26 protein-coding genes are annotated in these 26,942 nt (G+C 72.3%); 14 read left to right on the top strand and 12 right to left on the bottom strand.

Translation table 11 applies throughout. From position 1 onward, the window contains the following. Positions 1–63 precede the first annotated feature (63 nt). The gene (locus ACIRG6_RS16215; protein ID WP_365024359.1) at positions 64–663 is read left to right on the top strand and encodes a nucleotidyltransferase family protein; all 600 of its coding nucleotides are present in this window, start codon (positions 64–66) and stop codon (positions 661–663) included. 185 nt (positions 664–848) lie between these two features. Next, complete coding sequence (aceB, locus tag ACIRG6_RS16220) at positions 849–2,471, top strand: malate synthase A (protein ID WP_239764266.1); 1,623 nt, start codon at positions 849–851, stop codon at positions 2,469–2,471. Positions 2,472–2,546: 75 nt separating this feature from the next. On the opposite strand, the gene ACIRG6_RS16225 is transcribed toward aceB, so the two are convergent. After that, positions 2,547–3,461, bottom strand: coding sequence for a HipA family kinase (locus tag ACIRG6_RS16225; protein WP_239764265.1), 915 nt, complete (start codon positions 3,459–3,461; stop codon positions 2,547–2,549). Positions 3,462–3,802: 341 nt separating this feature from the next. On the opposite strand from ACIRG6_RS16225, the gene ACIRG6_RS16230 reads away from it, so the two are divergent. Then, entirely contained in the window at positions 3,803–5,176 is a 1,374-nt protein-coding gene (locus tag ACIRG6_RS16230) for an extracellular catalytic domain type 1 short-chain-length polyhydroxyalkanoate depolymerase (protein ID WP_403323160.1), read from the top strand. Here ACIRG6_RS16230 and ACIRG6_RS16235 read toward each other — a convergent pair. After that, a complete protein-coding gene (locus ACIRG6_RS16235; protein WP_364678995.1) occupies positions 5,143–5,436 on the bottom strand; it encodes a hypothetical protein in 294 nt (97 codons plus the stop codon). The two genes, ACIRG6_RS16230 and ACIRG6_RS16235, sit on opposite strands and share 34 nt — an antisense overlap. Before the next feature lie 109 nt (positions 5,437–5,545). Next, a complete protein-coding gene (locus ACIRG6_RS16240) occupies positions 5,546–7,147 on the bottom strand; it encodes an IucA/IucC family protein (protein WP_403323083.1) in 1,602 nt (533 codons plus the stop codon). A 117-nt stretch (positions 7,148–7,264) separates the two neighbouring features. On the opposite strand from ACIRG6_RS16240, the gene ACIRG6_RS16245 reads away from it, so the two are divergent. The 3 genes from ACIRG6_RS16245 to ACIRG6_RS16255 all read left to right on the top strand — a co-directional run bounded on the left by ACIRG6_RS16245 (position 7,265) and on the right by ACIRG6_RS16255 (position 10,898). Beyond that, complete coding sequence (locus tag ACIRG6_RS16245) at positions 7,265–8,761, top strand: IucA/IucC family protein (protein WP_403323086.1); 1,497 nt, start codon at positions 7,265–7,267, stop codon at positions 8,759–8,761. Positions 8,762–8,823: 62 nt separating this feature from the next. Next, positions 8,824–10,098 carry a VWA domain-containing protein gene (locus ACIRG6_RS16250; protein WP_364678988.1) on the top strand — a complete coding sequence of 425 codons (1,275 nt, stop codon included), beginning with the start codon at positions 8,824–8,826 and terminating at the stop codon, positions 10,096–10,098. Further along, on the top strand, positions 10,098–10,898 hold the full coding sequence (locus ACIRG6_RS16255) for a hypothetical protein (RefSeq protein ID WP_364678985.1): 801 nt from the start codon (positions 10,098–10,100) through the stop codon (positions 10,896–10,898). Before ACIRG6_RS16250 ends, ACIRG6_RS16255 begins: the two co-directional genes overlap by 1 nt. A 42-nt stretch (positions 10,899–10,940) precedes the next feature. Here ACIRG6_RS16255 and ACIRG6_RS16260 read toward each other — a convergent pair whose 3' ends face one another. Continuing rightward, positions 10,941–11,579: a winged helix-turn-helix transcriptional regulator gene (locus ACIRG6_RS16260; RefSeq protein ID WP_364820944.1), complete on the bottom strand. Its 639-nt coding sequence runs from the start codon at positions 11,577–11,579 to the stop codon at positions 10,941–10,943. Between the two features lie 87 nt (positions 11,580–11,666). Here ACIRG6_RS16260 and ACIRG6_RS16265 point away from each other — a divergent pair, with 87 nt between their 5' ends. The 5 genes from ACIRG6_RS16265 to ACIRG6_RS16285 all read left to right on the top strand — a co-directional run bounded on the left by ACIRG6_RS16265 (position 11,667) and on the right by ACIRG6_RS16285 (position 15,484). Further along, positions 11,667–12,875, top strand: a complete 1,209-nt coding sequence (locus tag ACIRG6_RS16265) for a pyridoxal phosphate-dependent aminotransferase (RefSeq protein WP_364678979.1) — start codon at positions 11,667–11,669, stop codon at positions 12,873–12,875. 93 nt (positions 12,876–12,968) lie between these two features. Beyond that, complete coding sequence (locus tag ACIRG6_RS16270) at positions 12,969–13,646, top strand: maltokinase N-terminal cap-like domain-containing protein (RefSeq protein ID WP_403323092.1); 678 nt, start codon at positions 12,969–12,971, stop codon at positions 13,644–13,646. A gap of 61 nt (positions 13,647–13,707) precedes the next feature. Next, positions 13,708–14,307: a histidine phosphatase family protein gene (locus tag ACIRG6_RS16275; RefSeq protein WP_364820947.1), complete on the top strand. Its 600-nt coding sequence runs from the start codon at positions 13,708–13,710 to the stop codon at positions 14,305–14,307. 48 nt (positions 14,308–14,355) lie between these two features. Then, positions 14,356–15,009, top strand: a complete 654-nt coding sequence (locus ACIRG6_RS16280; protein WP_403323094.1) for a hypothetical protein — start codon at positions 14,356–14,358, stop codon at positions 15,007–15,009. 52 nt (positions 15,010–15,061) lie between these two features. Beyond that, positions 15,062–15,484, top strand: a complete 423-nt coding sequence (locus ACIRG6_RS16285) for an acyl-CoA thioesterase (RefSeq protein ID WP_364678968.1) — start codon at positions 15,062–15,064, stop codon at positions 15,482–15,484. A gap of 160 nt (positions 15,485–15,644) precedes the next feature. On the opposite strand, the gene ACIRG6_RS16290 is transcribed toward ACIRG6_RS16285, so the two are convergent. The 8 genes from ACIRG6_RS16290 to ACIRG6_RS16325 all read right to left on the bottom strand — a co-directional run bounded on the left by ACIRG6_RS16290 (position 15,645) and on the right by ACIRG6_RS16325 (position 22,864). Further along, a complete protein-coding gene (locus ACIRG6_RS16290) occupies positions 15,645–17,033 on the bottom strand; it encodes a nucleobase:cation symporter-2 family protein (RefSeq protein ID WP_189232061.1) in 1,389 nt (462 codons plus the stop codon). Between the two features lie 235 nt (positions 17,034–17,268). Beyond that, positions 17,269–18,657 (bottom strand): 8-oxoguanine deaminase, encoded by a 1,389-nt coding sequence (locus tag ACIRG6_RS16295; RefSeq protein ID WP_403323097.1) that lies wholly within the window; start codon positions 18,655–18,657, stop codon positions 17,269–17,271. A gap of 69 nt (positions 18,658–18,726) precedes the next feature. Further along, on the bottom strand, positions 18,727–20,139 hold the full coding sequence (locus tag ACIRG6_RS16300) for a nucleobase:cation symporter-2 family protein (RefSeq protein WP_403323099.1): 1,413 nt from the start codon (positions 20,137–20,139) through the stop codon (positions 18,727–18,729). Positions 20,140–20,203: 64 nt separating this feature from the next. Beyond that, on the bottom strand, positions 20,204–21,139 hold the full coding sequence (pucL, locus tag ACIRG6_RS16305) for a factor-independent urate hydroxylase (RefSeq protein ID WP_189232064.1): 936 nt from the start codon (positions 21,137–21,139) through the stop codon (positions 20,204–20,206). 7 nt (positions 21,140–21,146) lie between these two features. Further along, positions 21,147–21,548 (bottom strand): hydroxyisourate hydrolase, encoded by a 402-nt coding sequence (gene uraH, locus ACIRG6_RS16310; RefSeq protein WP_189232065.1) that lies wholly within the window; start codon positions 21,546–21,548, stop codon positions 21,147–21,149. Between the two features lie 43 nt (positions 21,549–21,591). Further along, positions 21,592–22,098, bottom strand: coding sequence for a 2-oxo-4-hydroxy-4-carboxy-5-ureidoimidazoline decarboxylase (uraD, locus tag ACIRG6_RS16315; RefSeq protein WP_239764252.1), 507 nt, complete (start codon positions 22,096–22,098; stop codon positions 21,592–21,594). 149 nt (positions 22,099–22,247) lie between these two features. Next, a complete protein-coding gene (locus tag ACIRG6_RS16320) occupies positions 22,248–22,616 on the bottom strand; it encodes a helix-turn-helix domain-containing protein (RefSeq protein WP_225637070.1) in 369 nt (122 codons plus the stop codon). Next, complete coding sequence (locus ACIRG6_RS16325) at positions 22,613–22,864, bottom strand: hypothetical protein (RefSeq protein WP_107481878.1); 252 nt, start codon at positions 22,862–22,864, stop codon at positions 22,613–22,615. The genes ACIRG6_RS16320 and ACIRG6_RS16325 overlap by 4 nt, the downstream gene beginning before the upstream one ends. Positions 22,865–23,005: 141 nt before the next feature. On the opposite strand from ACIRG6_RS16325, the gene ACIRG6_RS16330 reads away from it, so the two are divergent. The 3 genes from ACIRG6_RS16330 (at position 23,006) to ACIRG6_RS16340 (ending at position 26,408) form a co-directional block, all read left to right on the top strand. Next, positions 23,006–23,845, top strand: coding sequence for a TIM barrel protein (locus tag ACIRG6_RS16330; RefSeq protein WP_239764251.1), 840 nt, complete (start codon positions 23,006–23,008; stop codon positions 23,843–23,845). Positions 23,846–23,878: 33 nt separating this feature from the next. Beyond that, the gene (locus tag ACIRG6_RS16335) at positions 23,879–24,769 is read left to right on the top strand and encodes a 2-hydroxy-3-oxopropionate reductase (RefSeq protein WP_364820963.1); all 891 of its coding nucleotides are present in this window, start codon (positions 23,879–23,881) and stop codon (positions 24,767–24,769) included. A gap of 175 nt (positions 24,770–24,944) precedes the next feature. Beyond that, the gene (locus tag ACIRG6_RS16340; protein ID WP_318215006.1) at positions 24,945–26,408 is read left to right on the top strand and encodes a catalase; all 1,464 of its coding nucleotides are present in this window, start codon (positions 24,945–24,947) and stop codon (positions 26,406–26,408) included. Positions 26,409–26,942: the final 534 nt, after the last annotated feature.

Here is a 26,942-nt window from a genome sequence, read left to right on the forward strand (position 1 = left end):
TTCAGCCCCGGGAAACCGGTTGTCCGCCGGAGGGTTTGGCACGCGGTCAGGTATGCAGGACCCATGGCGGACAACGAAGACCAGGTGGCGGGGCTGCTGCTCGCCGCGGGAGGCGGACGGCGGCTCGGCGGCCGGCCCAAGGCACTGCTCGAGCATCGCGGACACCTGCTCGTCGAACACGCGGTCGAGGTGTTGCGCGCGGCCGGCTGCGCCCGCGTGCACGTCGTCCTGGGGGCGCGGGCCGAAGAGGTGCGCGCGCGGGCGGCGCTGGAGGGGTGCGTCCTGGTGGACAACCCCGAATGGGAGCGGGGCATGGGCACCTCACTGCGGGCCGGGCTCGCCTCCCTGTCCGGCACGGGGGCACGGGCGGCGCTGGTCTCACTGGTGGACCAGCCCGGCATCGGCGCGGAGGCGACGGCGCGGGTGCGTGCCGGGTACCGGGACGATACGTCGCTCGTGTCGGCGGCGTACGCGGGCAGACGCGGACACCCCGTCCTGCTCGGGGCGGCCCATTGGGCGGGCGTCGGGGCGACTGCGACCGGCGACCGGGGGGCACGCGCCTATCTGAGGGAACACGAGGCGGAGATCGCCCTCGTCGAGTGCGGGGACGTGGCGCTGCCGTACGACATCGACACCTCGGCCGACCTGCGCCACCTTGAGTGAAGGACATGGCACTGGGAGCCACTGTCCCTCGACTCAGAGAATCTCGACATCAACAAACCATTGAAGTTCCACGATGAGGAAACTACTATCCACTGACCAGAAGCACTCGACCGCACAGCGAGTGCGTTATGCCCCCATACGCGCCCTCTGGCACCCGGTGCCACCGCTGAAGGAAGTGACAGCTCATGTCCGCACCAGCGCCGTCCACGCTGGCCATCGTCGACGCCGAGCCCCTGCCCCGGCAGGAGGAGGTCCTCACCGATGCGGCGCTCGCCTTCGTGGCCGAGCTGCACCGGCGGTTCACGCCCCGGCGTGACGAGCTCCTCGCCCGCCGTGCGGAGCGCCGCGCCGAGATCGCCCGCACCTCCACGCTCGACTTCCTCCCGGAGACCGCCGCGATCCGCGCGGACGACTCCTGGAAGGTGGCCCCCGCTCCGGCCGCGCTGAACGACCGCCGCGTCGAGATCACCGGCCCGACCGACCGCAAGATGACCATCAACGCCCTCAACTCGGGCGCGAAGGTCTGGCTCGCGGACTTCGAGGACGCCTCCGCCCCGACCTGGGAGAACGTGGTCCTCGGCCAGCTCAACCTGACCGCCGCCTACACCCGCACCATCGACTTCACCGACGAGCGCACCGGCAAGTCCTACGCCCTGCGCCCGAACGAGGAGCTCGCGACGGTCGTCATGCGCCCGCGCGGCTGGCACCTCGACGAACGCCACCTCCAGGTCGACGGCCGCCCGGTCCCCGGCGCCCTGGTCGACTTCGGCCTGTACTTCTTCCACAACGCCCAGCGCCTGCTGGACCTCGGGAAGGGCCCGTACTTCTACCTCCCGAAGACGGAGTCCCACCTGGAGGCCCGCCTCTGGAACGAGATCTTCGTCTTCGCGCAGGACTACGTCGGCATCCCGCAGGGCACCGTCCGCGCCACCGTCCTGATCGAGACGATCACGGCCGCGTACGAGATGGAGGAGATCCTCTACGAGCTGCGCGACCACGCCTCCGGGCTGAACGCCGGCCGCTGGGACTACCTGTTCTCCATCGTCAAGAACTTCCGTGACGGCGGCGAGAAGTTCGTGCTCCCGGACCGCAACGCGGTCACGATGACCGCCCCGTTCATGCGGGCGTACACCGAACTCCTCGTGCGCACCTGCCACAAGCGCGGCGCGCACGCGATCGGCGGCATGGCGGCGTTCATCCCCTCGCGCCGGGACGCCGAGGTCAACAAGGTGGCCTTCGAGAAGGTCCGCGCCGACAAGGACCGCGAGGCCGGCGACGGCTTCGACGGCTCCTGGGTCGCCCACCCCGACCTGGTGCCGATCGCCATGGAATCCTTCGACAAGGTCCTCGGCGACAAGCCGAACCAGAAGGACCGGCTGCGCGAGGACGTCGACGTCAAGGCGGCCGACCTGATCGCCATCGACTCCCTGGACGCCAAGCCGACGTACGCGGGCCTGGTCAACGCCGTGCAGGTCGGCATCCGCTACATCGAGGCGTGGCTGCGCGGCCTGGGCGCGGTGGCCATCTTCAACCTGATGGAGGACGCGGCCACCGCCGAGATCTCCCGCTCGCAGATCTGGCAGTGGATCAACGCGGAGGTCGTCCTCGACAACGGCGAGCAGGTCACCGCCGAGCTGGCCCGCAAGGTCGCCGCCGAGGAACTGGCGAACATCCGTGCCGAGATCGGCGACGAGGCCTTCGCGGCCGGCAACTGGCAGCAGGCGCACGACCTGCTGCTGACGGTCTCCCTGGACGAGGACTACGCCGACTTCCTGACGCTGCCGGCGTACGAGCAGCTCAAGGGCTGACGCCCGGCCCGCCGCCCAGCGCATGCCCGTGCCCCCGGTACCGCACAGCACCGGGGGCACGGGCATGTGCCGGCGTCACTCCAGGTGCACGGACCAGTCCTGTTCCGCGGGCGGCTTGCCGTGCAGGTCGGGGACCTGCTTGAGCCAGGCGGGGCGGCCCTGCCGGGTGCGCGCCGCCCGCCGCTCCTCCTCGGCTGCCAGCTCCTCCCGGCTGGGGAAGTCGGTCGGCAGCCACTGCGCGGACGCCTTCACCCGCGCGGAGAGATAGTCCGCGTACGCCGCCCGCAGCTCGTCCGGGCCCGCGAACCCGGGCTCCCCCGCCAGCCAGGCGTCCGGCACCTCGGCGACGACGGCGCGCAGCAGCTCGTCGGTCACCTTCGGCGCGAGCTCGGCGTCGGCGGCCCGGACGTCCGGCGTGCTGTGGCCGAGGGCGTGGTGGCGGAAGTCGTACGCCTTCTCCGGTGCGGAGGTGTCCCAGCGGTGGTGGAAGACCAGGGCCGCGCCGTGGTCGATGAGCCACAGGCGCGGCGGCACGGCGCCGAAGGTGGGCCACACCATGAGGTTGGAGCTGTGCACCGTGCGGTCGACGTTCACCGTGAGGGCGTCCAGCCAGACGATGCGCCCGGCCTCCACCGGGTCCACCGGGAACGTCTTCGCGACCTCGGGCGTGAAATCGGCGGCGCCCGGCAGGTAGTCCATGCCGAGGTTGAGACCGGCGCTGGCGTTCAGCAGGTCCCGCACCTCCTGGTGCGGCTCCCCGGCGGCGATCGACGGATCGAAGTGGACCACGACCAGCTCGGGCACGCGCAGCCCCAGCTCCCGCGCCAGCCGGCCGACGATCACCTCGGCGACCAGCGCCTTGCGCCCCTGCGCGGAGCCGGTGAACTTCACGACATAGGTGCCCAGGTCATCGGCCTCGACGACGCCGGGGACGGAGCCGCCGTGGTGCAGGGGCTCGACGTAGTGGGTGGCGGTGACCTGTCTCATCATGCAGCGAGCATAGTGACCGAGGGTGACGACCGACGAGGCACGCCATACACGGCAGGACGTGCACCGGGCCATGGACGCCCGTCACACAGGGGCACCGGCAAGCCTGGCGGCCCCGCCCATGTCACCGCCGGCGAGCGCGCCCGCATGATGCACGCCACACCGCGTCCCGTCCGCAACCGGCAGCGGCGCGCGACGGGGTCACCTCTCGGGAGGCAGTCGTCATGGGTCAGTCGCATCCTCCGTCCCGCTCCACGAAGGGCCGCCGCTTCGTCGGAGGCATCCGCCGCCGGGTCGCCGTCGCGGCCGGGGCCGCCCTGGCCCTCACGGCCGGGCTGCTCGCCATGAGCCCGCACGCGTCCGCCGCCGCGGGTCCGACCCAGGTCACCGGCTTCGGCACCAACCCCGGCAACCTGTCCATGTACACCTACGCACCCGACGCGCTGCCGGCCGGCGCCCCCTTGGTGGTCGCCCTGCACGGCTGCACGCAGAGCGCGAACGACTACTACACGCACTCCGGGTGGCCGAAGTTCGCCGACCGCTACGGCTTCGCGCTGGTCCTTCCCCAGACGAGCAGCGGCAACAACGCCAACTCGTGCTTCAACTGGTTCGAGCCGGGCGACAGCGCACGCGGCCGGGGCGAGGCGTTGTCGATCAAGCAGATGGTCGACAAGGCCGTCTCGCTGTACGGCAGTGACAGCCGGCGCGTGTACATCACCGGTCTGTCCGCGGGCGGCGGCATGACCGCGGACATGCTCGCCGCCTACCCCGACGTGTTCGCGGGCGGCGCCGTCGACTCCGGCCTGCCCGCGTACTGCGCGAACAGCGTGTCCGCCGCGTACACCTGCATGTACAGCCCACCGGACAGAACGCCTGCTCAATGGGGTGACCTGGTGCGCTCCGCCGCTCCCGCCGGCACGGCCTCCTGGCCCCGTGTCGCGATCTGGCAGGGCACCGCCGACACCACCGTCCGCCCCGCCAACGCCGGCGAACTGCGCGACCAGTGGACCGACGTGTGGGGCATCGGCCAGACGCCCTCCTGCACCGAGAGCCTCGGCGGGGGCACCACCCTGAGTGTCTACGACGACCCTTCCGGGCGCCCCGCCGTCGAGGTCTACTCCCTCTCGGGCATGGCGCACGGACTCGCCGTCGACCCGGGCAGCGGCCCCGAGCAGTGCGGCGCCACCGGCACCTACTACCTCGACACCATCTGCTCCAGCTACCACACCGCCCGCTTCTGGGGCCTCGACGGCGACACCCCGGACACGGGCACCCTGCCCGCGCCGACCGGGCTCACGGTCACCGCGGTCTCGGACACCACGGTCGCCCTGGGCTGGGACGCGGTGGCCGGCGCGAAGGCGTACGCCGTCCACCGGGGCGGGACGAAGGTGGGCACCACCACGTCGGCCGGCTACACCGACACCGGCCTGGCCACCGGTACGGCCTACCGCTACACCGTGGCGGCGGTCGACGCCGCGGGCGCGACGAGTGCGGCGTCCTCACCGGTGACCGCGACCACCACCGGATACACACCTTCGTGCCACACGGCGAACAACTACGACCACACGGCCGCCGGGCGCGCCCACCAGAGCGGCGGTCACACCTATGCCAACGGCTCCGACGAGCCCATGGGGCTGTGGAACACGTTCATCACGCACACCCTGAAGCAGACCGCGCCCGGCTACTACGTCCTCGCGGACTCCGGCTGCCCGGCCTGACCCCCCGTCGAGGACAAGGCCCTCTCCGCGGTGACCGGCGCCGCGGGTGGCCGGACGTCGGCGACGCACCGTTCCGTTCCCCTGCGCCGCGGTACGAGGTACCCGCAGAACGCGGCCGGGCCGAAGAAGATCTGCGCGGGCACGCTCTGCGGCAGGTGCCCGGTGAGCGTCTCGACCGTGACGGGTGTCGGCGTCGGCACGAGCGCGCCGGACACGCCGCCCAGCCCGAGGCCCACGGTCGGCCCCGTCGGGATCCGCATCCGGACCGCGCGCCTCCCGTGGCTCCCCACCCGGCGGGGGGAGCAGGCGGGGCCCGGCACACGGGGCCGCCTGCTCCGGCGGGGCGGCGGTGAACCGGAGGCAGCGTGCCTACGCGGGGCCGGCGCCACCGCCGCGGCCGGCCCCCGAGCCGTCCGTCCCTGCGAACGCGCCCGGCCCCACCTCGTACAGCGGGTTCGGCAGCGGCCGGTACCGCGCGGCGGCGCCGTCCGCGCCGGTCCAGCGCAGCAGGAGGTTGGTCTTGGCGGGCAGGGCGGGCGCGGCGAGCAGGGCCGGGATCTCGGGCAGGTCGTGGCGGGCCAGGGCGGCGCGGAGGGCGGGCCGCGGGTCGAAGCCCGGGTGGTGCTCGGCGAGGGCGCCGGCGATCTCCAGCAGGTGGTTGACGACCAGGCAGTACACCAGCCGTTCCCAGCCGGCCGCGCGAGGCGTGTCCGGGAGGAGCTTGACGCCCTCGGCGTCCCGGAAGAGGGCCTGCACCGGGGTGCCGTCCGCGTCCACCGCGACCAGTGTGTTCTGGAGGTGCGCCTCCAGGACGACGCCGTCCTCGGCGAAGGCCGTCAGGGCGGGCGGGACGACCGCGTCGAGGTACGCCTCCCACCAGGCCGCCGGGTCCGGCGTGGCCGCCAGGGGGCTGCCGGGGAAGCCCTCCACCAGGGCCGCGGCGAGCAGCGGGGTCGCGCCGGGCAGCAGACCGGCGCGCAGTCCGTCGCGGACGACGACGGCGAGTTCCTCGAAGGCGAAGTCGGCGGTGCGGTAGCCGCGGTCGGCGAGCCAGACCGCCGGGGGGCCGATCGACTCGAAGGCCTCCGTGACGGCCGTGTCGGTGCGGCGCAGTTTCAGCAGGTCGTGGCGCCACAGGCGGCGGATGTCGTTGGTGATGCGCACGTCGAGGCTGAACTTCAGGAACAGGTCGTGTCCCGGAAGGTACGCGGGCGCGTACACCGTGCGGACCGCCGCCGTCGGCCACACCGGGAACCCGGTCGGGCCCAGCCGGACCAGGCGGCCGTCGGCGAAGGCCGGGGCGAGGGCCGGCGCCGTCAGGTCGAGCTGCCAGGGGTGGGCGGGCAGCAGCCGGTAGCCGGGCGGGGCCTCGCCGAGGGCGTCCAGGGCGGCGGTGTCGCCCTCCTCGACGACCGTGTCGGCCCGCACGGCGAGCAGCGCCAGCGGGAAACGGGCGTGCGCCTCCGGCGCGTAGGGAAGCCAGTCGGCGTGCGGTCCCCCGCCGCGCGCCTTGGGGGCGGGGTGGTGGGTGTGGCCGGTGAGAAGGGACTGCTCCGAGCGGAGGTACGGGTCACCGGGCGGGGTCGCCGCCGCGCGTGCCGTGAGCAGGGCGGCGACCGCGTCCCGGCTGTCGGTCATCTCGGTGGGCAGTTCGTGATTGGGCAGGCCGGTGTGGCGGCGCAGCTCCTCGGCGACGAGTTTCACCAGTTCGGCGTGGCCGACGCGGTGCCAGCCGTCCGCCGCGCGCACCTCCGGCTCGGCGGGGCGCCGGCCGCCGCGGACCCGGAGCAGCCGCCCGCCGGGCAGCCGGTACACCGGGCGGTCTCCGGGGGCCGGACACGGTTCGGCCACCTCCCGCAGCAGGCAGTTCAGCAGCGGCACCGCCGCGTGGGCGTCGGCGCGTTCCGCGACGTCGTCCGGTGAATCGGCGCCGGCGCCGGAGGACGGGGGCAGGAGTTCCACGCGTTCCACTCGTTCCCTACGGTCTGTCAGAGGGCGGGGACGATCAGTATGTCTGCCGTGGTCCCGTCGTCGTGACGTCCCGCGGGTCCACGCCCCGTGCCCGACCCGTACCCGAGGAGTCCGCCCGTGCACCGTCCCGCCACCGCCGAGGCCGAGGTCGCCGACGAACTGGCCGCCGTCCGGCCCGGTCTCCTCTCCCGGTACACGGCCGGGCTGCCCGGCGCCCGCGCGGCCGTGCTGACCCGGCTGTGGCGGGCGCTCGCGTACGAGCCGCTGCCGTGGATCACCGGCCGGGAGTCCGTACGGGACGGACTCGTCCTGCGCCTCGGGGACGGCCGGCGGCTGCACGGCCCGGCCGCGGACCCGTACCGCACCGACACGTACGTCACCGCCGTACGACTGGACGGGACGCCGTACGACGATCCCGCGCGACTGGTGGCGGACCTCGCCGTACCGCACTCCGCGGCCTTCGCCGCCGAACTGGGGCACAGTGTCGCGTCCATGGCCCTGTCGCGGGCGGGGCGGGAGAATCACCCGGACGAGTGGCCGGAGAACGACTGGGGCTGGGAACAGCGGGTGGTCGACGGTCATCCGTTCCACCCCAACTGCCGTTCCCGTCCCGGTTTCTCGGTGGCCGATCAGCTCGCCTACGGCCCGGAGCACGGGCCGGTCGTGGAGCTGGGGCTGCTGCCCGTCCCGGCGGCCGGGTGCCTGGTGACGGGGGCGTGGCCGCCGGGATTCCGCGACGGGGGGCGGTTGCTGCTCCCGGTGCATCCGTGGCAGGCGGCCCATGTGCTGAAGCGGCCGTGCGACGCGACGCTTCCCGCGCATCCGCTGATGTCCCTGCGCACGCTCGCCGTGCCCGGCGGCCCGCACGTGAAGACGGCGCTGAGCGCGCGGCTGACGTCCTCGGTGCGGGACATCTCCGTCGCCTCGGTCGCCGCGTCGGACACCCTGTCGGCGTTCGGTCAGGCCCTGGCGGCCCGCACGGACGGGCTGCACGTCACCCGGACCCTCGGCGCGGCCACCGCCCACTCCCCCGACCTGGCCGCCGTGCTGCGCGAGTCGCCCCGGGCGTACGCGGCGCCCGGCGAGCACGTCGTCCCGGTGGCGGCGCTGGCGACCACCGGGCTGCCCCGGTCCCCCGCGTGGCTGGCCGGTCTCGCCCGCCTGTGCCTCACCGTCGGGCTGGGTCTGCTCGAACTGGGCGTGGCGCTGGAGGCGCACGGCCAGAACCTGCTCGTGGTGCTGTCGGCGTCGGGCGAGCCGCTGCGCCTGGTCTACCGCGACCTGGCCGACATCCGCGTCAGCCCGGCCCGCCTCGCGCGGCACGGCATCCCGCTCCCGGACCTGCCCGCGCGCATGCTCACCGACGACCCGACGGCCCTGCGCCGCAAGCTGTTCGGCTCGCTGGTCGCCGGTGCCCTCGCCGGGCTGGCCGGATCGGGGGCGGCGCTGGGCGCGGCCCTGGAGCCGGCCCTCCGTGAACTGCCGTGCACGCCGGACCTGGTGGCGCTGCGTGAGGAGCCGCTGCCGGTGAAGGCGCTGACGCTGATGCGCATGTCACCGGGCGAGGGCGGGGACTTGTGGGCGGAGCTGCCCAATCCCCTCCGGCCGACGTGACGTTGCGGCGTCCGCGCGGTCTCGTTTTGGAGCACGGCAGTCCCGCTCCATAGGATCCGCCGATGATCATAAGAAAACGGCTGGCGGCGGGCGCGTGCGCCCTGCTCGCCGCACTGACGGCCGGGATCGCCCTGCCGGCCGGTGCGGCCGCCGGTGAACCCACGGCCGGGGACGCGCCGAAGGTCGACCTCGTGCTCGACGTCAGCGGTTCGATGCGCACCCGGGACATCGACGGCGGCACGCGGATGGCCGCGGCGAAGCAGGCGTTCAACGAGGTGCTCGACGCGACGCCCGAGGAGGTGCAGCTGGGCATCCGGACGCTGGGCGCCGACTACCCGGGCGACGACCGCAGGACGGGCTGCAAGGACACCGCGCAGCTCTACCCGGTCGGCCCGCTGGACCGCACGGAGGCCAAGACGGCGGTGGCCACCCTGTCGCCCACCGGCTGGACGCCGATCGGGCCCGCGCTGCTCAAGGCGGCCGACGACCTCGACGGCGGCAACGGGTCCAAGCGGATCGTGCTGATCAGCGACGGCGAGGACACCTGCGCCCCGCTCGACCCGTGCGAGGTGGCCCGCGAGATCGCCGCCAAGGGCATCGGGCTGACCATCGACACGCTCGGCCTGGTCCCCAACGCCAAGATGCGGCAGCAGCTCAGCTGCATCGCCGAGGCGACCGGCGGCACCTACACCTCGGTGGAGCACACCGACGAGCTCACCGACAAGGTCAACCAGTTGGTGGACCGCGCGGCCGACCCGGTGGTGACGCCGGTCGCCGTCGAGGGCGCGGACGCGTGCGCGAAGGCGCCGGCGCTGAAGTCGGGGCTGTACACCGACCGCGAGGAGTTCGGGAAGCAGCGCTGGTACCGGGTGGACGTGCTGCCCGGCGAGGAGCTGCGCGCCTCCGTGAGCGTGTCCGCGGACCGGGCCGTGAATCCGTCCTACGGCGTGCTGCTGCGCGCGGTCACGGTGCACGGCCGGGAGATCGTGCGCGGCGAGGCGGCGGACAACGGACGTACGGACGTGGTCTCGACCGGTCTGCGCTACCCGAAGCCGGAGATCGACGACGCGGACACGGACAAGCCGGCCGCGGAGACCGTGTGCCTCCAGGTCACCAACTCCTTCTCCGTCGCGCCCGGCGTGAAGACCACACCCGGTCTGCCGCTGGAGCTGACGGTCGACGTCGTGGACGGCCCGAGCCAGGCCGACGACGTGGCCGCCTTCGGCCTCGGACGCGGCTGGTGGCTGCTGGGCGTGCTGGTGCTCGTCGGTTTCCTCGCCGGTCTGCTGTGGGGCTGGCTGTCGCGCTGGCGGTTCGCGGTCTGGAGGACCCACTGATGCGTATCACCCGAGTGCTGAGTACCGCGCTGCTGCTGCTCGGTCTCGCCGCCGCGCCCGCGGCGGCCGACTCCTCGCCCTCCGCGAGCCCGTCGGACGACGGCGGTGCGCCGAGCTCGGCGGGCACGTCGTTCCGTACGGCGACGGAGATCGAGCAGGGTCAGCGGGCCACGGCGAACGGCTCCGCGGGCGACTACCTGTACTGGTCGTTCCCGGCGGACGCGGAACAGCGGCCGACCGTGAAGGCCACGGTCAAGCTGCCCGAGACGCACGCCGCCGAGACCTGGCGGATCGACGTGTACGACGGTCTGCGCCGCCGCCAGGCCTGCCAGTGGGGCGCGCAGACGCGCACGGCGGCCGAGGGCACGCCCTCCGTGGAGCTGGCGTGCGTGCTGCGCACGGTCCGCGCCTGGTCCGAGCCGTGGGCCAACGACCCGCTGCCGGGCACGTACTACGTCCGGCTGACGGTGGTGAACCTGCCGACGTCCGACCTCGGCGTGCCGGTCGGCGCCGAGGTGCGGGTCGACTCCAAGGACATGGGCGGAGCGGCCGCCGTGGACGGCTCGCTGGCCGAGCCGCTGGTGCCGGGCACCGCGATGACGTCCGGGCAGGACGACGACTCGGAGCGCGGCGCGGTGCTGTCCGCGATCGAGCCCGAGGACGGCTGGTCGTCGGGCTGGTGGTCCGACCGGTGGGTGTGGACCGGGATCGGCGCCGTGCTGGCGGCGCTGGCGGGCATCGGCGGGTACGCGCTGACGCGCGGTTCCGGACGTCCGTCGCGGGTGCCGCCGGGCGCCTGAGGTCCGGTCAGGAGGCCCGCCCACGGCGGGCCTCCTGCCGTTTCACGTCTCCCTGAGCGTCTTGGCCGCCGTGCCCTCGCCGGTCACCTCGACGCGCCCGTCGCGCACGGCGTCCCGCAGATCCAGCTCCCCGCGGCTGAGGGCCGCGCACGTCCCGGCGTCCAGCGTCAGCCGGGCGTCGGGCTCCCCCTGCGCGGGTCCGTCGCCGTACACCGGGCCCTCGTCGGCACCGGCGTACAGGTGGAAGTCGCCTTCCTCCAGGCGGACTTCGACGATCCCCTCCGCCGCGCCCGCCGCCCGCAGGGCCCGCAGCACGGGCAGCGCGAACCAGTGCGCCCGCACCGCGTCCGTGGGCCGCCGCTCCCCCAGCTCACCGGCGCCCCAGGCGCCGAGCGCCTCCAGAACCGGCAGCAACGCACGTCCGCGCGGCATGAGTTCGTAGACGTACGCCGCTCCGGGCGGCGGCAGCCGGCGCCGGGTCGTCAGCCCGTCGCGCTCCATGTCCTTCAGCCGCGAGGCGAGTACGTCCGTGCTGACGCCGGGCAGGTCGGCGTGCAGGTCGGTGTAGCGCCGCGGACCGGCGAGGAGCTCCCGGACGATCAGCAGGGTCCAGCGGTCGCCGACGGCGTCGAGCGCGCGGGCGGCGGAACAGTACTGGTCGTAGCTTCGGCGAGGTGACATGCGACGCAGTGTAGACAAGTTGTTGGACTTTCCAAGCTCCCACTTGGTAAAACCAAGCAACACCAGATACCGGAGGGGAATCGGCGCATGGAGTTCCGGCAGTCGAACAAGCTCAGCGAGGTCTGCTACGAGATCCGCGGCCCGGTGATCGAGCACGCCGACGCGCTGGAGAAGGCGGGGCACAGCGTGCTGCGCCTGAACACCGGCAACCCGGCCTCGTTCGGCTTCGAGGCGCCGGAGGAGATCCTCCAGGACATGATCCGGATGCTGCCGCAGGCGCACGGCTACACGGACTCGCGCGGCATCCTCTCCGCCCGCCGGGCCGTCGCCCAGCGCTACCAGGCCCTCGGCCTGGAGGTCGGCGTGGACGACGTCTTCCTCGGCAACGGCGTCTCCGAGCTGGTCTCCATGGCCGTCCAGGCCCTGCTGGAGGACGGCGACGAGGTCCTGATCCCCGCCCCCGACTTCCCCCTGTGGACGGCGGTGACGACCCTCGCCGGCGGCAGGGCGGTCCACTACCTGTGCGACGAGCAGGCCGAGTGGTACCCGGACCTGGCCGACATGGAGTCGAAGATCACCGACCGCACCAAGGCGGTCGTCATCATCAACCCGAACAACCCGACCGGCGCCGTCTACCCGAAGGAGATCGTCGAGGGCATCCTCGACCTCGCCCGCCGCCACGGCCTGATGGTCTTCGCCGACGAGATCTACGACCAGATCCTGTACGACGACGCCGTCCACCACTCGGCCGCCGCCCTCGCCCCCGACCTGGTGGTCCTCACCTTCTGCGGCCTGTCCAAGACGTACCGGGTGGCGGGCTTCCGCTCCGGCTGGCTGGTGGTCACGGGACCGCGGCAGCACGCGCGCGACTACCTGGAGGGCCTGACCATGCTGGCCTCCATGCGCCTGTGCGCCAACGCGCCCGCCCAGTACGCCATCCAGGCCGCGCTCGGCGGCCGCCAGTCCATCCGCGAGCTGACCGCCCCGGGCGGACGGCTGCGCGAACAGCGCGACGTGGCCTGGGAGAAGCTGAACGAGATCCCCGGCGTCTCGTGCGTGAAGCCCAAGGGCGCGCTGTACGCCTTCCCGCGCATCGACCCGAAGGTGCACCGGATCCACGACGACGAGAAGTTCGTCCTGGACCTGCTGCTGCGCGAGAAGATCCAGGTGGTCCAGGGCACGGGCTTCAACTGGCCCTCCCCCGACCACTTCCGCATCCTGACCCTGCCGTACGCGGACGACCTGGAGGCGGCGATCGGCCGGATCGGACGGTTCCTGAGCGGGTACCGGCAGTAGCGGGAGCGGCGCGGCGGGAAACCGCTCCCGTCGCGGCCTGCGGGTGTGATGGTGTGAGGACTCGCATCGACCCGACCGAAGGGACCGCGCGGCGTGGCCGTCATCCATCACACAACGCTCAAGCCGACCAAAGTCGAACTGCTCGCCTCCTGGCTGCCCTCCCGCCCGTGGTACCGCGGCGGCCCGGACGCACCGGAGCTGACCAGGGCCGGCGGGTTCCGGCTGGACGATCCGCAGGGCGAGGTGGGGATCGAGTTCATGGTGGTCACCGACGCCTCGGGAGCCTCCCCGGCCGCCTACTTCGTGCCGCTCACCTATCGCGGTGCTCCGCTCGACGGGGCCGGGCACGCGCTCGTCGGCACCACGGAGCACGGCGTGCTGGGGAAGCGCTGGGTCTACGACGGCTGCCACGACCCCGTCCTGGCCGCCCAGTTGCTGGCCCTCGCGGAAGGGCGGGCGCAGGCCCAGGCCCAGAGCATCAGCGACGCCCCCGACCGGGACGTCGTCGTCGCCCGCGACGGTGAGGGCTCCCCCTTCCCGGAGTTCACGGACTTCTCGGACTTCCCCGTGGCCGACGACGAGGACGGCACCGGGCTGACCGCACCCGGCGGCGCGGTCCTCCGTCTGCACCGGGTCCTGCGGCCCGCCCCGGACGGCCCGTCCCTCGCTCCGCCGGGGGCCGTCGGCCACATCACCGGCTCCTGGCAGGCTCCGGACGGCACCCGCGTCCGGGGCGTGTTCGCCTCCTTCCGCTCCGGCAGCCGGGCGTAGTCCCGGCGTCTGCGGCGGCCACCCTGCGGCCGGTGCAGGGAGCGGCCCGTAACCTGGGGGTATGGGTGATCTTTTTCTGGTCCGGCACGGTGAGACCGAGTGGTCGCGGTCCGGGCGGCACACCGGGCTGACGGACGTCCCGCTGACCGAGAACGGGCGGGCGCAGGCGCGCGGTCTCGTGCCGTTGATCCGGTCGCACCGGATCGGGGCCGCGTTCGTCAGCCCGTTCCAGCGTGCCCGGGAGACCGCCGAGCTGATCGGGCTGCACGGGGTGCGCGTCGATCCGGACCTGCACGAGTGGGACTACGGCGGGTACGAGGGGATCACCACGGTCGAGATCCAGCGGACCCGGCCGGACTGGTTCCTGTTCACGGACGGCGTCGCGCCCGGACCGCCGGAGCACCCCGGGGAGTCGCCCGAGCAGGTGGGTGCGCGGGCCGACCGGGTGCTGGCCAGGGTGGAGGCCGCGTTCGCCGACACCGAGGGGTGCGTGGTGCTGGTGGCCCACGGGCACTTCCTGCGGGTGCTCACCGCACGGCACCTGGGGCTGCCGCCGTCGCACGGGGCGTTGTTCCAGCTGGGGACGGGGACGCTGTGCCGGCTGGGCACGGAGCACGGGCGGCCGGTGATCGCCGCCTGGAATGTCAGACCCCCGTCGTAGTCTTCGAAGGTGCCGACCCGTGCGGGACCGGTGAGGAAGGGGGACGCCGTGACACGACCGCCGACCGCCGCGCAGCGGCGGGTCATCGACGCCGCCGATCCCGTCACCGGGCGGTTGCGGGGGACACAGGCGCAGCTCGCGGCGCTGGTGAAGCGCGGGCTCGCCTTCCGGCATCCGCGGCCCCCGCACGACTGCTTCCTGACACCGGCCGGGCACCGGATACGGGAGGCTCCCGCCGCGCCGGAGACGGCCCCGGCCCCGGCTCCGGAGCCCGCCGCGCCCGCCACCGCCGACGGCGTGTTCGCCGCGCGGGTGGGCGGTGAGGAGGACGGGCCGGGCGACGCCGGGCCGGCGCGGCTGCGCGAGGTGCGCGGGGCCTGGGAGGGCCTGCTGGAGTTGCGGCGGATGACCCGTCCCGACGGGGCCGTGGACCTGCCGTGCGAGTGGGAGCGGACTCATCTCGTGCGGGCCGCCGCGCTCGCGCTGGAGGCCGCCGGACACCGCCCCGCGGGTCCGGCCGGCGACGACGGGTACCGGGTGCGCGCCACGCCGCAGCCGGAGGCAGTCGCCGTGCACGGGGCCGACGGGACGGCGCTGCGGGCCTGCGCGGCGACGCTGGAGAAGGCGGGCTGGCAGGTCGGGGAGCACACCGAGCCGCGCACCCGGGCCCGCTATCTGCTGGCCTCTCCGCGGAAGGTGTGACGCCCGTGTCAGGATCGGTCGTTCCGTACGTCCACGAGGAGAGGCAGTTGTGGTGAGCGAGCCGTTTTCCGTTCCGGTGACCGTCCGCGGGTACGAGACCGATACGCAGGGACATCTGAACCAGGCCGTGTACCTCAACTACGCCGAGCACGCCCGTTGGTCGCTGCTCCGGGCGGCCGGCATCCGGCAGGCCGACCTGGTGGCCCGGGGAGTCGGACCCGTGGCCCTGGAGACGACGATCCGCTTCCGGCGCGAGCTGCTCGCCGGTGACGAGGTCGAGGTGACGTGCGCCTTCGAGTGGGGCGAGGGGAAGACGTTCCGGATCCGGCAGACCGTCCGCAAGGCCGACGGCACCGTGGCGGCCGAGATCGAGGCGGTCGGCGGGCTCATGGACCTGCGCGAGCGCAGGCTGGTGGCGGATCCGCGGCAGCGGTTCAAGGAACTGGCGGCGGAGCCGGGGCTGTTCGGACTGTAGAGCGGGCGCCCCGCCTGAGCGCCCTGAGCGCCCCGGTCCCTCCCCCGGCCGGCCGCTCCAGCCCCCTCCCCCGGCCCGCCGGGCGGGAGAACGTACGGGCCGGCGCCCCCTCCGGGGGGCGCCGGCCCGCGTAATGCCCCGGGTGTCCCCGGTCCCGTCGTCACGGTGCGACGGCGGTGCGGGACGTTTCGCTGATCTCCTCCCCCGCCTCCATCGGATGGGTCACGTCCTCCGCGTCCCGGCCCTTGCCGCCGATGTGGTTGAAGACCAGGTTGAGCAGGACGGCGGCCACACAGCCCGTCGAGATGCCCGAGTCCAGGATGATCTTCGCGTTCTCCGGGAACGCGTGGTAGAACTCCGGCGCCGCGATCGGGATGATGCCGACGGCCAGGGAGACCGCCACGATCAGGACGTTGTTGTCCTTGTCCAGGCTCGCCCGGACCAGGGTCTGGATGCCGCTCGCCGCGACCGAGCCGAACAGGACGACGCCGGCACCGCCCAGCACCGGGCGGGGGACGACGGCGATCAGCGAGGCGGCCATCGGACACAGGCCCATCAGGACCAGGAAGCCGCCGCCCGCGGCCACGACGAAGCGACTGCGGATCTTCGTCATCGCGACGAGGCCGATGTTCTGGGCGAACGCGCTGCACATGAAGCCGTTGAAGACCGGGCTGAGAGCCGAACCGAGGGTGTCGGCGCGCAGGCCGGCCGCGATGGTCTTCTCGTCGGCCGGGCGGTCCACGATCTCGCCCAGGGCGAGCATGTCGGCGGTGGACTCGGTCATCGAGACCACCATCACCACGCACATGGACAGGATCGCGGCGACCTGGAACTGCGGGGCCCCGAAGTGGAACGGCGTCGGGAAGCCGACGACGTTCGCGTCGGCGACCGGCCCGAAGTCCGTGACGCCGAACGGGATCGCGATGAGCGTGCCCGCGACCAGGCCGAGCAGCACCGCGATCTGCTTCACGAAGCCCCTGGTGAAGCGACGCAGGAGCAGCACGACGACGAGCGTGATGGCCGCCAGGCCCAGGTTGGTCGACGAGCCGTAGTCGTCGGCCGTGGGACTGGGGCCCTGTGCCCAGCCGAAGGCGACCGGGAGCAGGGAGATGCCGATGAGGGTGATCACGGTGCCGGTGACGACCGGTGGGAAGAAGCGGATCGCCTTGCAGAAGATGGGGGCCGCGAAGAATCCGAGGAGTCCGGCGACGATGACGGCGCCGAAGATGATCGGCAGGGCGTCGGACTTGTCCTCGGTGGAGGCGACGATCGCGGTCATGGGGGCGACACCGGCGAAGGTGACGCCGTTGACGAAGGGGAGGCGGGCTCCGATCTTCCAGATACCGAGGGTCTGGAGGAAGGTGGCGAGGCCCGCGGTGAACAGGCAGGCGCCGGTGAGGAAGGTGAGCTCGGTGGCGCTCAGGCCGATGGCCGCGCCGACGATCAGGGGCGGGGCTACGACTCCGGCGTACATGGCGGCCACGTGCTGCAGGCCGGTCGTCGCCATCTTGAGCGGTGGGAGTTTCTCGTCAACAGGGTGGTCGGCCACGGCGGCGTTCCTCCGGTCGGTTGCACGTCGGCTCTGACGTGGGTGTCAAGGAGGTGGAACAGGTGGTCGTGCGGGACCGGGACGGACCGTTCTGGGAAACGGGAGACCGCTCCGGGGCGTGCGCGCAGGGGCGCACGCCCCGGAGTCGGCCACCGTGGACCCCGCTCGGGTCCACGGCTACCGGCGGGAGCCGTCCCTCCAGCCGGAGATCATGTGGTGTTCGGTCGTACGGTGTTCAGCCCTGCGCGGCGATCCGCGCCAGCCGCTGTGCCTCGTCCCGCGTGGAGCGGGCGATGGCCTCCTCGTCGACGGTGAGCAGCCTGCCGTCCTCGACGATCCGGCGGCCGTTCACGAACGACGCCCTGACCGGGGCGGCGGCGCCGAAGACCAGGGCGGTCACCGGGTCGGCGATCGAGGAGTGGGCGAGGGTGTCCATCCGCCACAGCACCAGGTCGGCGAGCTTGCCCGCCTCCAGGGAGCCGGTCTCGGCGGCGCGGCCGAGGACCTGGGCACCCCCGTAGGTGCCCAGCCGCAGCGCCTTGCGGGCGTTCAGCGCGGCCTCGCGGTGGGCGCCGAGGCGGTTGATGAGCAGGGCGTTGCGCAGTTCGGTGTGGAGTTCGCCCGACTCGTTGGAGGCGGTGCCGTCGACGCCGAGGCCGACCGGGACGCCGGCGGCGAGCATGTCGGGGACGCGGGCGATGCCGGCGGCGAGGCGCGCGTTGGAGGACGGGCAGTGCGCGACGCCGGTTCCCGTGCGGGCGAAGGCGGCGATGTCGGAGTCGTTCATGTGGACGCAGTGCGCCATCCACACGTCCTCGCCGAGCCAGCCCGTCGACTCGAAGTAGTCGGTCGGGCCCATGCCGAACAGCTCGTGGCAGAACTTCTCCTCCTCCACGGTCTCCGAACCGTGGGTGTGCAGCCGCACACCGAGCCGCCGGGCCAGCTCGGCGCCCTGGCGCATCAGTTCGGTGGAGACCGAGAAGGGTGAGCAGGGGGCGACGGCGACCTGGGTCATCGCGTCGAAGGATGCGTCGTGGTGCTCCTTGACGGTGGCCTCGGTGGCGGCGAGCGCGTCGTCCAGGCTCTCCACCGCGAAGTCCGGCGGCAGCCCGCCGTCCGACTCGCCCCGGTCCATGGAGCCGCGGGCGAGGGTGAAGCGGACGCCCGTCTCGCGGGCGGCGCGGATGATCGCGCCGGACAGGTCGCCGGAGCCCCGCGGGAAGACGTAGTGGTGGTCCATGGCGGTGGTGACGCCGCCGCGGGCCATCATCGCGAGCGAGCCCTGGGCCGCCGCGTACGCCATCGGCTCGTCGATGCGCGCCCAGGTCGGGTACAGCGCGACCAGCCAGTTGAACAGGTTGTGGTCGGTGGCCAGGCCCCGGGTGATCCACTGGTAGAAGTGGTGGTGGGTGTTGACCAGGCCGGGCGTGACCAGGTGGCCGGTCGCGTCGATCCGGCGGACCACGTTCTCCAGGCCCTCGGGTGCCCGTCCCGCGCCGACGGACTCGATCCGGTTGCCGGCGATCACCACGTGACCGGAGGCGTACTCGGTGTCGCCCGCGTCCACGGTCGCGATCGCGCCGTTCTCGATGACCGTACGCTCGGCCGGCGATGCTGTCGCCATGCTGCTTCCTTGTCTTTCGGTGCGGCCCGTGGGCGGGATGGGTACCCACGAGGGGGGCACGGCAGGACCCTAGGAGGATTTGAGTGCCGGAACCGTACTGCCGCTCCGGGTGCCGAGGTGGTGGAAGAACAGGTTGAGGGCGACCGCGACGATCGCGCCGGCGCTGATGCCCGAGCCGAGCACGGTCTGCGCCCAGGCGGGGAAGTCGGCGTAGAAGGTCGGTGCGGCCAGCGGGATGATGCCCGCGCCGAGGGCCACGGCGACCAGGATGATGTTGGAGCTGTCGTCCAGTCCGGCCTCGGACAGCGTGCGGATGCCGCTGACGGCGATCGAGCCGAAGAGGACGATGCCGGCGCCGCCGAGGACCGGCATGGGGACCAGGGAGACGACCGCGCCGAGGACCGGAAAGGCGCCGAGGACCAGCAGGGTGGCGCCGGCGACGGCGACGACGTAGCGGCTGCGGACCCGGGTCAGGGAGACGACGCCGACGTTCTGGGCGAAGGCGGAGGTGGGGAAGCCGCCGAAGACGGGGCCGATCAGGGTGGCGAGGCCGTCGGTGCGCAGGCCGCGGGTGATGACCTTGGCGTCGGCGCGGCGGTCGCAGATCTCGCCCAGGGCGAGCATGCCGGCGCTGGACTCGGTCATCAGGACCAGCATCACGATGCACAGCGACAGGATGGCCGCGGGCTGGAACTCGGGGGCGCCGAAGGCGAAGGGCGTCGGCAGCGCGGCGACCGGGGCGGTCTTGAGGGCGCTGAAGTCGGCCAAGCCGAAGGGGACGGCGGCCAGCGTGCCGATCAGCAGGCCGAAGAGCAGGGCGACCTGCTTGAAGAAGCCCCGGCCGAAGCGCTGCATCACGAGGATGACGCCGAGGGTGAAGGCGGCGAGCGCGAGGTTGCTCATGGCGCCGAAGTCGGTGGCGGTCTTGTCACCGCCCTGGGCCCAGCCCACCGGGACGGGCATCAGCGTGACGCCGATCAGGGTGATGACCACGCCGGTGACCAGCGGCGGGAAGTACCTGAGCAGCCGTCCGAAGAAGGGGCCGACGGCCAGGCAGAAGACGCCCGCGACCATCACCGCGCCGTAGATCGCGGGGAGTTGGTCGCCCTTGGAGTTGGTCTCGGCGATGGCCAGGATCGGGGCGATGCCGGCCGAGGAGGCCGCGTTGACGAAGGGCAGCCGGTTGCCGACGAAGCCCTTGACGCCGAGGGTCTGCAGCAGGGTCGCGACGCCGGCGATGAGCAGCGAGGCGGCGATGAGCCGGGTGCGGGACTCGAGGTCGAGTCCGCAGGCCTGGCCGATGATGAGCGGAGGAGTGACAACGCCCGCGTACATGGCGGCGATGTGCTGGAGCGCGGCGGGGACGAGCCGCGAGGGGTGGAGCTTCTCGTCCACCGGGTGCACGGACGTGACGGCGTCCTCGATGTGCTCCGGCGGGGTGGAACTCGGGCCTGTGGCGGGCCCTTTCGCAGGCAGTGCCATGTTGTTCCCTCCGGTGTGACGCGCCCCCGGGTCCGGATGCCCGGCCGGGGGCGCGCTTCCCGCGTCAGAGGTTGGTCATGTCGACCGGGATGAGTTGCTCGGCGCCGTCGCGCAGGATGGTGGCCTCGATCAGGCCGTAGGGGCGGTCGGCGGCGTAGTACACGGCGCCGTCCTTGGCCTCGTTGTCGATCCCGAAGGGCGACAGGTCCGAGCGGAAGTGGTGCTTGTTGGGCATGGAGAAGCGGATCTCCTCGACCTCGTCGCGCGAGTTCAGCACCCGCACACCCATCTCGAAGAGGGTCTGCTGGAGCGAGTACGAGTAGGTCTCGGCGAACGCCTGGAGCGCGTGCTTGCGCACCCCGTTGTACGAGCGGTCCCAGTCCGGGGCGTGCGAGTCGATGCCGTCCCAGTTGTGCCGCCACCAGGTGGAGACGGTGGTGGCGAGGATCCGGTCGTAGTCCTCCTTGAGGGTGGTGTACTTGTCCTTCAGGTAGCCCCAGAACTCGGAGTTCGTCGTGTTCAGGACGGTGAGGTCCTTGAACCCGGAGAGCACCTGGATGCCGTGGCCGTCGTAGGTGATCTGCGCGACGCGGGTCTCCTGGCCCTTGCGGACGAAGGAGTGGGCGATCTCGTCCGAGCCGACGAAGCGGGCCCCGGACTGCGAGGTCTCGATCCGCTCCCAGCCGTACTCCTCGACGCGGATGCGGGCCCGGGAGATGGACTCGGTGTTGTCCACGAAGTGGCGGGCGAGCTTGACGCCGAAGTCCTCGGCGCTCTCGATCCCGTGCTCCTTGGCGAAGGCGTAGACCGTGTTCTTGGTGGTGTCGGTGGGCAGGACGTTCGCGTTCGAACCGCTGCGGTGGACCTCCTCCATGTCGCCGGAGAGGGCGACGGAGACGTTCAGGTCCTTGATGTGGTGCGTGTCGCCGTCACGCGTGATCTTGACAACGCGGTTCTCTGCCTTGCCGTACTGGTTCTGTCCCAGGACGAAACGGGTCATGTGTCGGTCAGCTCCCTCGGTAAACGGAGTAGCCGAACGGGTTGAGCAGCAGCGGAACGTGGTAGTGCTCACCGGGCACCACCGCGAAGGTGATGGTGACCTCGGGGAAGAACACCGGCCGGCCGTTCTCGCTGTCCCGGAGCGCGGGGGCGTCCTGCTGGGCCGCGGCTTGTTTCTTGGCGAAGTACGTCTCGGTGTCGAAGTCGAGCCGTACGTGTGTGGTGCCCTCCGGCAGTGCCGGCAGGTCCTTGCACCGCCCGTCCGCATCGGTCGCGGAGCCGCCGAGCGTCTGCCAGTCCGCCTCGGGTCCGCCGCGGGCGGAGAGGTGGACGGCGACGCCCTCGGCGGGGCGGCCGACGCTGGTGTCCAGGATGTGCGTGGACACGGAAGCGGTGGTATCGGTGCTCATGCGATGTCCTCTTGCGGTGTGCAGCGACGTCGGTCGGCTTGGGTCAGGCGGCGTCGAGCAGCCGGGCCAGCCGGATACGGTTGATCTTCCCCAGTTCGGTGCGGACGATCTCCCGTTCCTGCTCGGGCGAGTTGCCGATCCGCTCCTTGACCGCGTCCCGCATCTGCTCGCCGGTCCGGCCGGTGGCGCAGATGAGGAACACGTGGCCGAACTTCTCCTGGTAGGCCAGGTTCAGTTCGAGCATCTCCGCCTTGAGTTCCGCGGAGGCCCCGGCCATCCCCGCCTGCTCGCGGGAGGAGGTGGGGTCGCCGGGCTTGGGGCGGCCGATCGGCGGGTGCCCGGCCATCGCCTCCCCGAGGTCCGCCGCGGTCAGCTCGGCCATGGCGGCGTCGGACGCGGCATAGAGGTCCTCGGGGGTGGTGAAGGGGCGGGCGGTGATCAGTTGCCGGGCCCACGCCGTGGAGGCACACGCCTCGTGGAGTTCCGCGAGCGCCGCGGTCTCCTCGAGAGCGTTGAAACGGGCCAGGCCCGACGCGGAAGTGGACGTCACGGGAGCCTCCGTGGCCTTGTGCTGAACGGGCGTGCCGATAGCTAACGCCCTTGGAAACAACGCGTCAACACTTTGTTGAAAATTCGGGGTAACAAAAGCCGCCGCCCGGTTACGGGACGGCGGCTTGTCGTGCGGGGCTCCCCCGCAGGTCAGGAGTCCTTCTCGCGATTGAGGTAGTTGTACACGGTGAAGCGGCTGACGCCCAGGGCACTCGCGACGGTCTCCACGCCGTGCCGCACGGAGAAGGCGCCGCGCGCCTCCAGGGTACGCACGACCTCCTGCTTGGCCCTGCGGTCCAGTTCGGCCAGCGGCCGTCCCTGCCTGCGTTCCATGGCGGCGAGGATGTGGTCCAGGGAGTCGGCGAGCTGGGGCAGGCGCACGGCGACGACGTCGGCGCCCTCCCAGGCGAGCACGACGTCGTCCTGGCCCGCCTCGTCCGGCGGGAGCATCTCACCGCCGATGGCGTCGACCAGGGGCTTCACTGCCGCGATGAAGGGCTCCTCGCCGGGGCCGGTCACCGCTCGCCCTCCTCGACCACGTTGACCTGGAGCGAGATCCGGGTGGCGCCGGCCTCCAGGGAACGACGCAGCAGCGCGTCCACGGCGGTGAGCACCGCGTCGGCGCCACCCTCGGCGGTGTTGCCGAACGGACCCACGTCGACCTCGTCCAGCTCCGCGGCCTCGACGACCTCCCGGGCGACGACCGCGTGGGCCGGCGCCTCGTCGAGGTCGAAGGGTTCGGTCGTGAACTCCACTCTCAATCGCACCGGGTCAACCTAACGCGCAATGCCCGATTTCCGCCGCCCCCTCTTGACAAGCTCCGCCCGACTTCGGCAATCTTCCGTTAAGCAGAAACGAACTTCCGTAATACGGAAACACCCTCGCAACGGAAGGGAGCGCGGCACCCGATGGGATTCGCAGACCAGCGCTTCAACGTCAACCTGTCGATCCTCTTCACGGAACTCCCGCTCCTGGAGCGCCCCGCGGCCGCCGCCGCGGCCGGCTTCACCGCGGTCGAGCTGTGGTGGCCCTGGATCGACTCCCCCACCCCCGAGCAGTCCGCCCTCGACGCCCTGAAGAAGGCCATCGAGGACGCGGGCGTCCAGCTCACCGGGCTGAACTTCTACGCCGGACAGCTGCCGGGCCCCGACCGCGGCGCCCTCTCCGTCCCCGGCGAGGAGTCGGACCGCTTCCGCGCCAACATCGACGTGGCCGCCGACTTCGCGAAGTCGCTGGGCTGCACGGCGCTCAACGCCCTGTACGGCAACCGCGTCGAGGGCGTGGACCCGGCCGAGCAGGACCGGCTCGCGCTGGAGAACCTGGTCCTCGCCGCCCGGGCGGCCGACCGGATCGGCGCGGTCCTGCTGATCGAGGCGCTCAACAAGCCCGAGTCGCCGCTGTACCCGCTGGTGTCGGCGCCGGCCGCGATCGAGGTCGTCGACAAGGTCAACGAGGCCACCGGTCTCGGCAACGCCAAGTTCCTCATGGACCTCTACCACCTGTCCATGAACGGCGAGGACCTCCCGCAGGTGATCGACGCGTACGCCGCGAAGACCGGTCACGTGCAGATCGCCGACAACCCCGGCCGCGGCGCCCCGGGCACGGGCTCGCTCCCCCTGGAGGAGCTGCTCGACCGGCTGGCGAAGGCCGGTTACGAGGGCTGGGTCGGCCTGGAGTACAAGCCCGGCGACCGCCCGAGCGCGGAGGCCTTCGACTGGCTGCCCCGCGAAGCCCGCGCCGCCCGCTGACACCCCCTGACTTTTTTTCGAGAGGCACCCATCATGAGCACCCTTCCCAAGATCGCCTGGATCGGCCTCGGCATCATGGGCTCCCCCATGTCCGAGAACCTGATCAAGGCGGGTTACCAGGTCACGGGCTTCACGCTGGAGCAGGAGAAGCTGGACCGCCTGGCCGCCGCCGGCGGCACCTCGGCCGGCTCGATCGCCGAGGCCGTGCGCGACGCCGACGTCGTCGTCACCATGGTGCCCGCGTCGCCGCAGGTCGAGGCCATCGCCTACGGCCCCGACGGCATCCTGGAGAACGCGAAGTCCGGCGCGCTGCTGATCGACATGTCCTCGATCACCCCGCAGACCTCCGTGGACCTCGCGAAGGCCGCCAAGGACAAGGGCATCCGCGTCCTGGACGCCCCCGTCTCCGGCGGCGAGGCCGGCGCGATCGAGGCCGTCCTGTCCATCATGGTCGGCGGTGAGCAGGCCGACTTCGACGAGGCCAAGCCGATCCTGGAGGCCCTCGGCAAGACCATCGTGCTGTGCGGTCCGCACGGCTCGGGCCAGACCGTGAAGGCCGCCAACCAGCTGATCGTAGCCGTGAACATCCAGGCGTGCGCCGAGGCCGTGGTCTTCCTGGAGAAGTCGGGCGTGGACCTGAAGGCCGCCCTCGACGTCCTCAACGGCGGCCTGGCCGGCTCGACGGTGCTGACGCGGAAGAAGGACAACTTCCTGGCCCGCGACTTCAAGCCGGGCTTCCGCATCGACCTGCACCACAAGGACATGGGCATCGTCACCGACGCCGCCCGCAACGTCGGTGCCGCCCTGCCGGTCGGCGCCGTGGTCGCCCAGCTGGTCGCGTCCCTGCGCGCCCAGGGCGACGGCGGCCTGGACCACTCGGCCCTGCTGCGGGCCGTGGAGCGCCTCTCCGGCGCCCAGGTCTGACGCACCGCACCGAGACCTCCGGGTGGCGCCGCCGCTGACACCTGTCCTGTCGCGCCCGAGCGGCGGCGCCGCCCGGAACCTGCTTCAACAAACTGTTGACGTCCTCAGCACCCCAATCTTAGGCTCCACGAAGCGGAAACAGTTTTCCGCTGACCCCTCGCACGGAAGGTCCCCGATGTCGCAGCGCGTGCTCACGACAGAGTCCGGCGCCCCGGTCGCCGACAACCAGAACTCCGCCTCCGCCGGCATCGGCGGCCCGCTCCTGATCCAGGACCAGCACCTGCTGGAGAAGCTCGCCCGCTTCAACCGCGAGCGCATCCCGGAGCGCGTGGTGCACGCCCGCGGGTCCGGCGCCTACGGCCACTTCGAGGTGACCGACGACGTCACCGGCTACACGCACGCCGACTTCCTGAACACGGTCGGCAAGCGCACCGAGGTCTTCCTGCGCTTCTCCACCGTGGCCGACTCGCTGGGCGGCGCGGACGCGGTCCGCGACCCGCGCGGCTTCGCGGTGAAGTTCTACACCGAGGAGGGCAACTACGACCTCGTCGGCAACAACACCCCGGTGTTCTTCATCAAGGACCCGATCAAGTTCCCCGACTTCATCCACTCGCAGAAGCGCGATCCGTTCACGGGCCGTCAGGAGCCGGACAACGTCTGGGACTTCTGGGCGCACTCCCCCGAGGCCACGCACCAGGTGACCTGGCTGATGGGCGACCGCGGCATCCCGGCGTCGTACCGCCACATGGACGGCTTCGGCTCGCACACCTACCAGTGGACGAACGCCAAGGGCGAGTCCTTCTTCGTCAAGTACCACTTCAAGACCGACCAGGGCATCCGCTGCCTGACCGCCGACCAGGCCGCGCAGATCGCGGGCCAGGACCCGACCTCGCACCAGACGGACCTGGTGCAGGCGATCGAGCGGGGCGTGCACCCGTCCTGGACGCTGCACGTGCAGCTCATGCCGGTGGCCGAGGCGGCGAACTACCGCTTCAACCCGTTCGACGTGACCAAGGTGTGGCCGCACAGCGACTACCCGCTGCGCCGCGTCGGCCGGCTGGTGCTGGACCGCAACCCGGACAACGTCTTCGCCGAGGTCGAGCAGGCCGCGTTCTCCCCGAACAACTTCGTTCCGGGCATCGGCCCCTCCCCCGACAAGATGCTCCAGGGCCGCCTGTTCGCCTACGCGGACGCGCACCGCTACCGCCTGGGCGTCAACCACACCCAGCTCGCGGTGAACGCCCCGAAGGCCGTGCCCGGCGGTGCCGCCAACTACGGCCGCGACGGTCTGATGGCGTCCAACTCCCAGGGCCGTGCCGCCAAGAACTACGAGCCGAACTCGTACGACGGCCCGGTCGAGACCGGCCGTCCGCTGGCCGCCCCGCTGGCGGTCTCCGGCCACACCGGCACCCACGAGGCACCGCTGCACACCAAGGACGACGACTTCTTCCAGGCGGGTGAGCTGTACCGCCTGATGTCCGAGGACGAGAAGAAGCGCCTGATCGCCACCATCGCCGGCGGCCTGTCGCAGGTCTCCCGCGAGGACGTGATCCAGAAGAACCTCGCGCACTTCCACGCCGCCGACACGGAGTACGGCAAGCGCGTGGAGGAGGCGGTCCGCGCCCTGCGCGAGGACTGATCCACCAGCTCGCCCACGGGACTTGACGGGGAGGTCAAGACCGTGTGCGCGGCCCGCGCAGGCACCGGAACGGCCCGGATGAGGGGTGGCCGCCCGGTGCCGGCGCGGGCAGGGCGAGGACCGCGGCGGCCTGCGAGCCAGTGCGGTGGTGAAGGGCCCGGGGCTTCTCCTACGACCTGAGGGGAGGAGTCGCCCGGTCCCGTCGTGAACCGCCGCGGTCCCAGCCACTCGCCTCCACGGCGTTCCTCGCCGTCAGGCCCCTGAACTCCGTCCGGCGGCGCGAACGACCTGTCGCGCCCAGCCTCGCGCCGTCGGACGGGAACCACCCGGAAAACCCTCCCCACCCCAAAACCCTCACCGGGCCGAGAGGCGGGGGGGGGGGGGGGGGCGGCGCGGGCGGGGGGGGGGGGGGGGGGGGGGGGGGGGGGGGCGGCGGGGGGGGGGGGGGGGGGGCGGACTTGTTGCCGAAGAGGCCCATGAGGTTCTCGTTGTTTTTCGTTGAATGTTAAATCTGTCCAACGAGAACGACCGTAG

Origin of the sequence: Streptomyces flaveolus (genome assembly GCF_044765825.1) — a bacterium.
GTDB classification, from domain to species: Bacteria; Actinomycetota; Actinomycetes; order Streptomycetales; family Streptomycetaceae; genus Streptomyces; species Streptomyces flaveolus.

Bases quoted from the DNA above. Each gene is read 5' to 3' on its own strand.
- ACIRG6_RS16215 (WP_365024359.1), top strand. From the start codon at position 64: ATGGCGGACAACGAAGACCAGGTGGCGGGGCTGCTGCTCGCCGCGGGA.
- aceB (WP_239764266.1), top strand. From the start codon at position 849: ATGTCCGCACCAGCGCCGTCCACGCTGGCCATCGTCGACGCCGAGCCC.
- ACIRG6_RS16225 (WP_239764265.1), bottom strand. From the start codon at position 3,461: ATGATGAGACAGGTCACCGCCACCCACTACGTCGAGCCCCTGCACCAC.
- ACIRG6_RS16230 (WP_403323160.1), top strand. From the start codon at position 3,803: ATGAGCCCGCACGCGTCCGCCGCCGCGGGTCCGACCCAGGTCACCGGC.
- ACIRG6_RS16235 (WP_364678995.1), bottom strand. From the start codon at position 5,436: ATGCGGATCCCGACGGGGCCGACCGTGGGCCTCGGGCTGGGCGGCGTG.
- ACIRG6_RS16250 (WP_364678988.1), top strand. From the start codon at position 8,824: ATGATCATAAGAAAACGGCTGGCGGCGGGCGCGTGCGCCCTGCTCGCC.
- ACIRG6_RS16255 (WP_364678985.1), top strand. From the start codon at position 10,098: ATGCGTATCACCCGAGTGCTGAGTACCGCGCTGCTGCTGCTCGGTCTC.
- ACIRG6_RS16260 (WP_364820944.1), bottom strand. From the start codon at position 11,579: ATGTCACCTCGCCGAAGCTACGACCAGTACTGTTCCGCCGCCCGCGCG.
- ACIRG6_RS16265 (WP_364678979.1), top strand. From the start codon at position 11,667: ATGGAGTTCCGGCAGTCGAACAAGCTCAGCGAGGTCTGCTACGAGATC.
- ACIRG6_RS16275 (WP_364820947.1), top strand. From the start codon at position 13,708: ATGGGTGATCTTTTTCTGGTCCGGCACGGTGAGACCGAGTGGTCGCGG.
- ACIRG6_RS16295 (WP_403323097.1), bottom strand. From the start codon at position 18,657: ATGGCGACAGCATCGCCGGCCGAGCGTACGGTCATCGAGAACGGCGCG.
- ACIRG6_RS16300 (WP_403323099.1), bottom strand. From the start codon at position 20,139: ATGGCACTGCCTGCGAAAGGGCCCGCCACAGGCCCGAGTTCCACCCCG.
- pucL (WP_189232064.1), bottom strand. From the start codon at position 21,139: ATGACCCGTTTCGTCCTGGGACAGAACCAGTACGGCAAGGCAGAGAAC.
- uraH (WP_189232065.1), bottom strand. From the start codon at position 21,548: ATGAGCACCGATACCACCGCTTCCGTGTCCACGCACATCCTGGACACC.
- ACIRG6_RS16330 (WP_239764251.1), top strand. From the start codon at position 23,006: ATGGGATTCGCAGACCAGCGCTTCAACGTCAACCTGTCGATCCTCTTC.
- ACIRG6_RS16335 (WP_364820963.1), top strand. From the start codon at position 23,879: ATGAGCACCCTTCCCAAGATCGCCTGGATCGGCCTCGGCATCATGGGC.
- ACIRG6_RS16340 (WP_318215006.1), top strand. From the start codon at position 24,945: ATGTCGCAGCGCGTGCTCACGACAGAGTCCGGCGCCCCGGTCGCCGAC.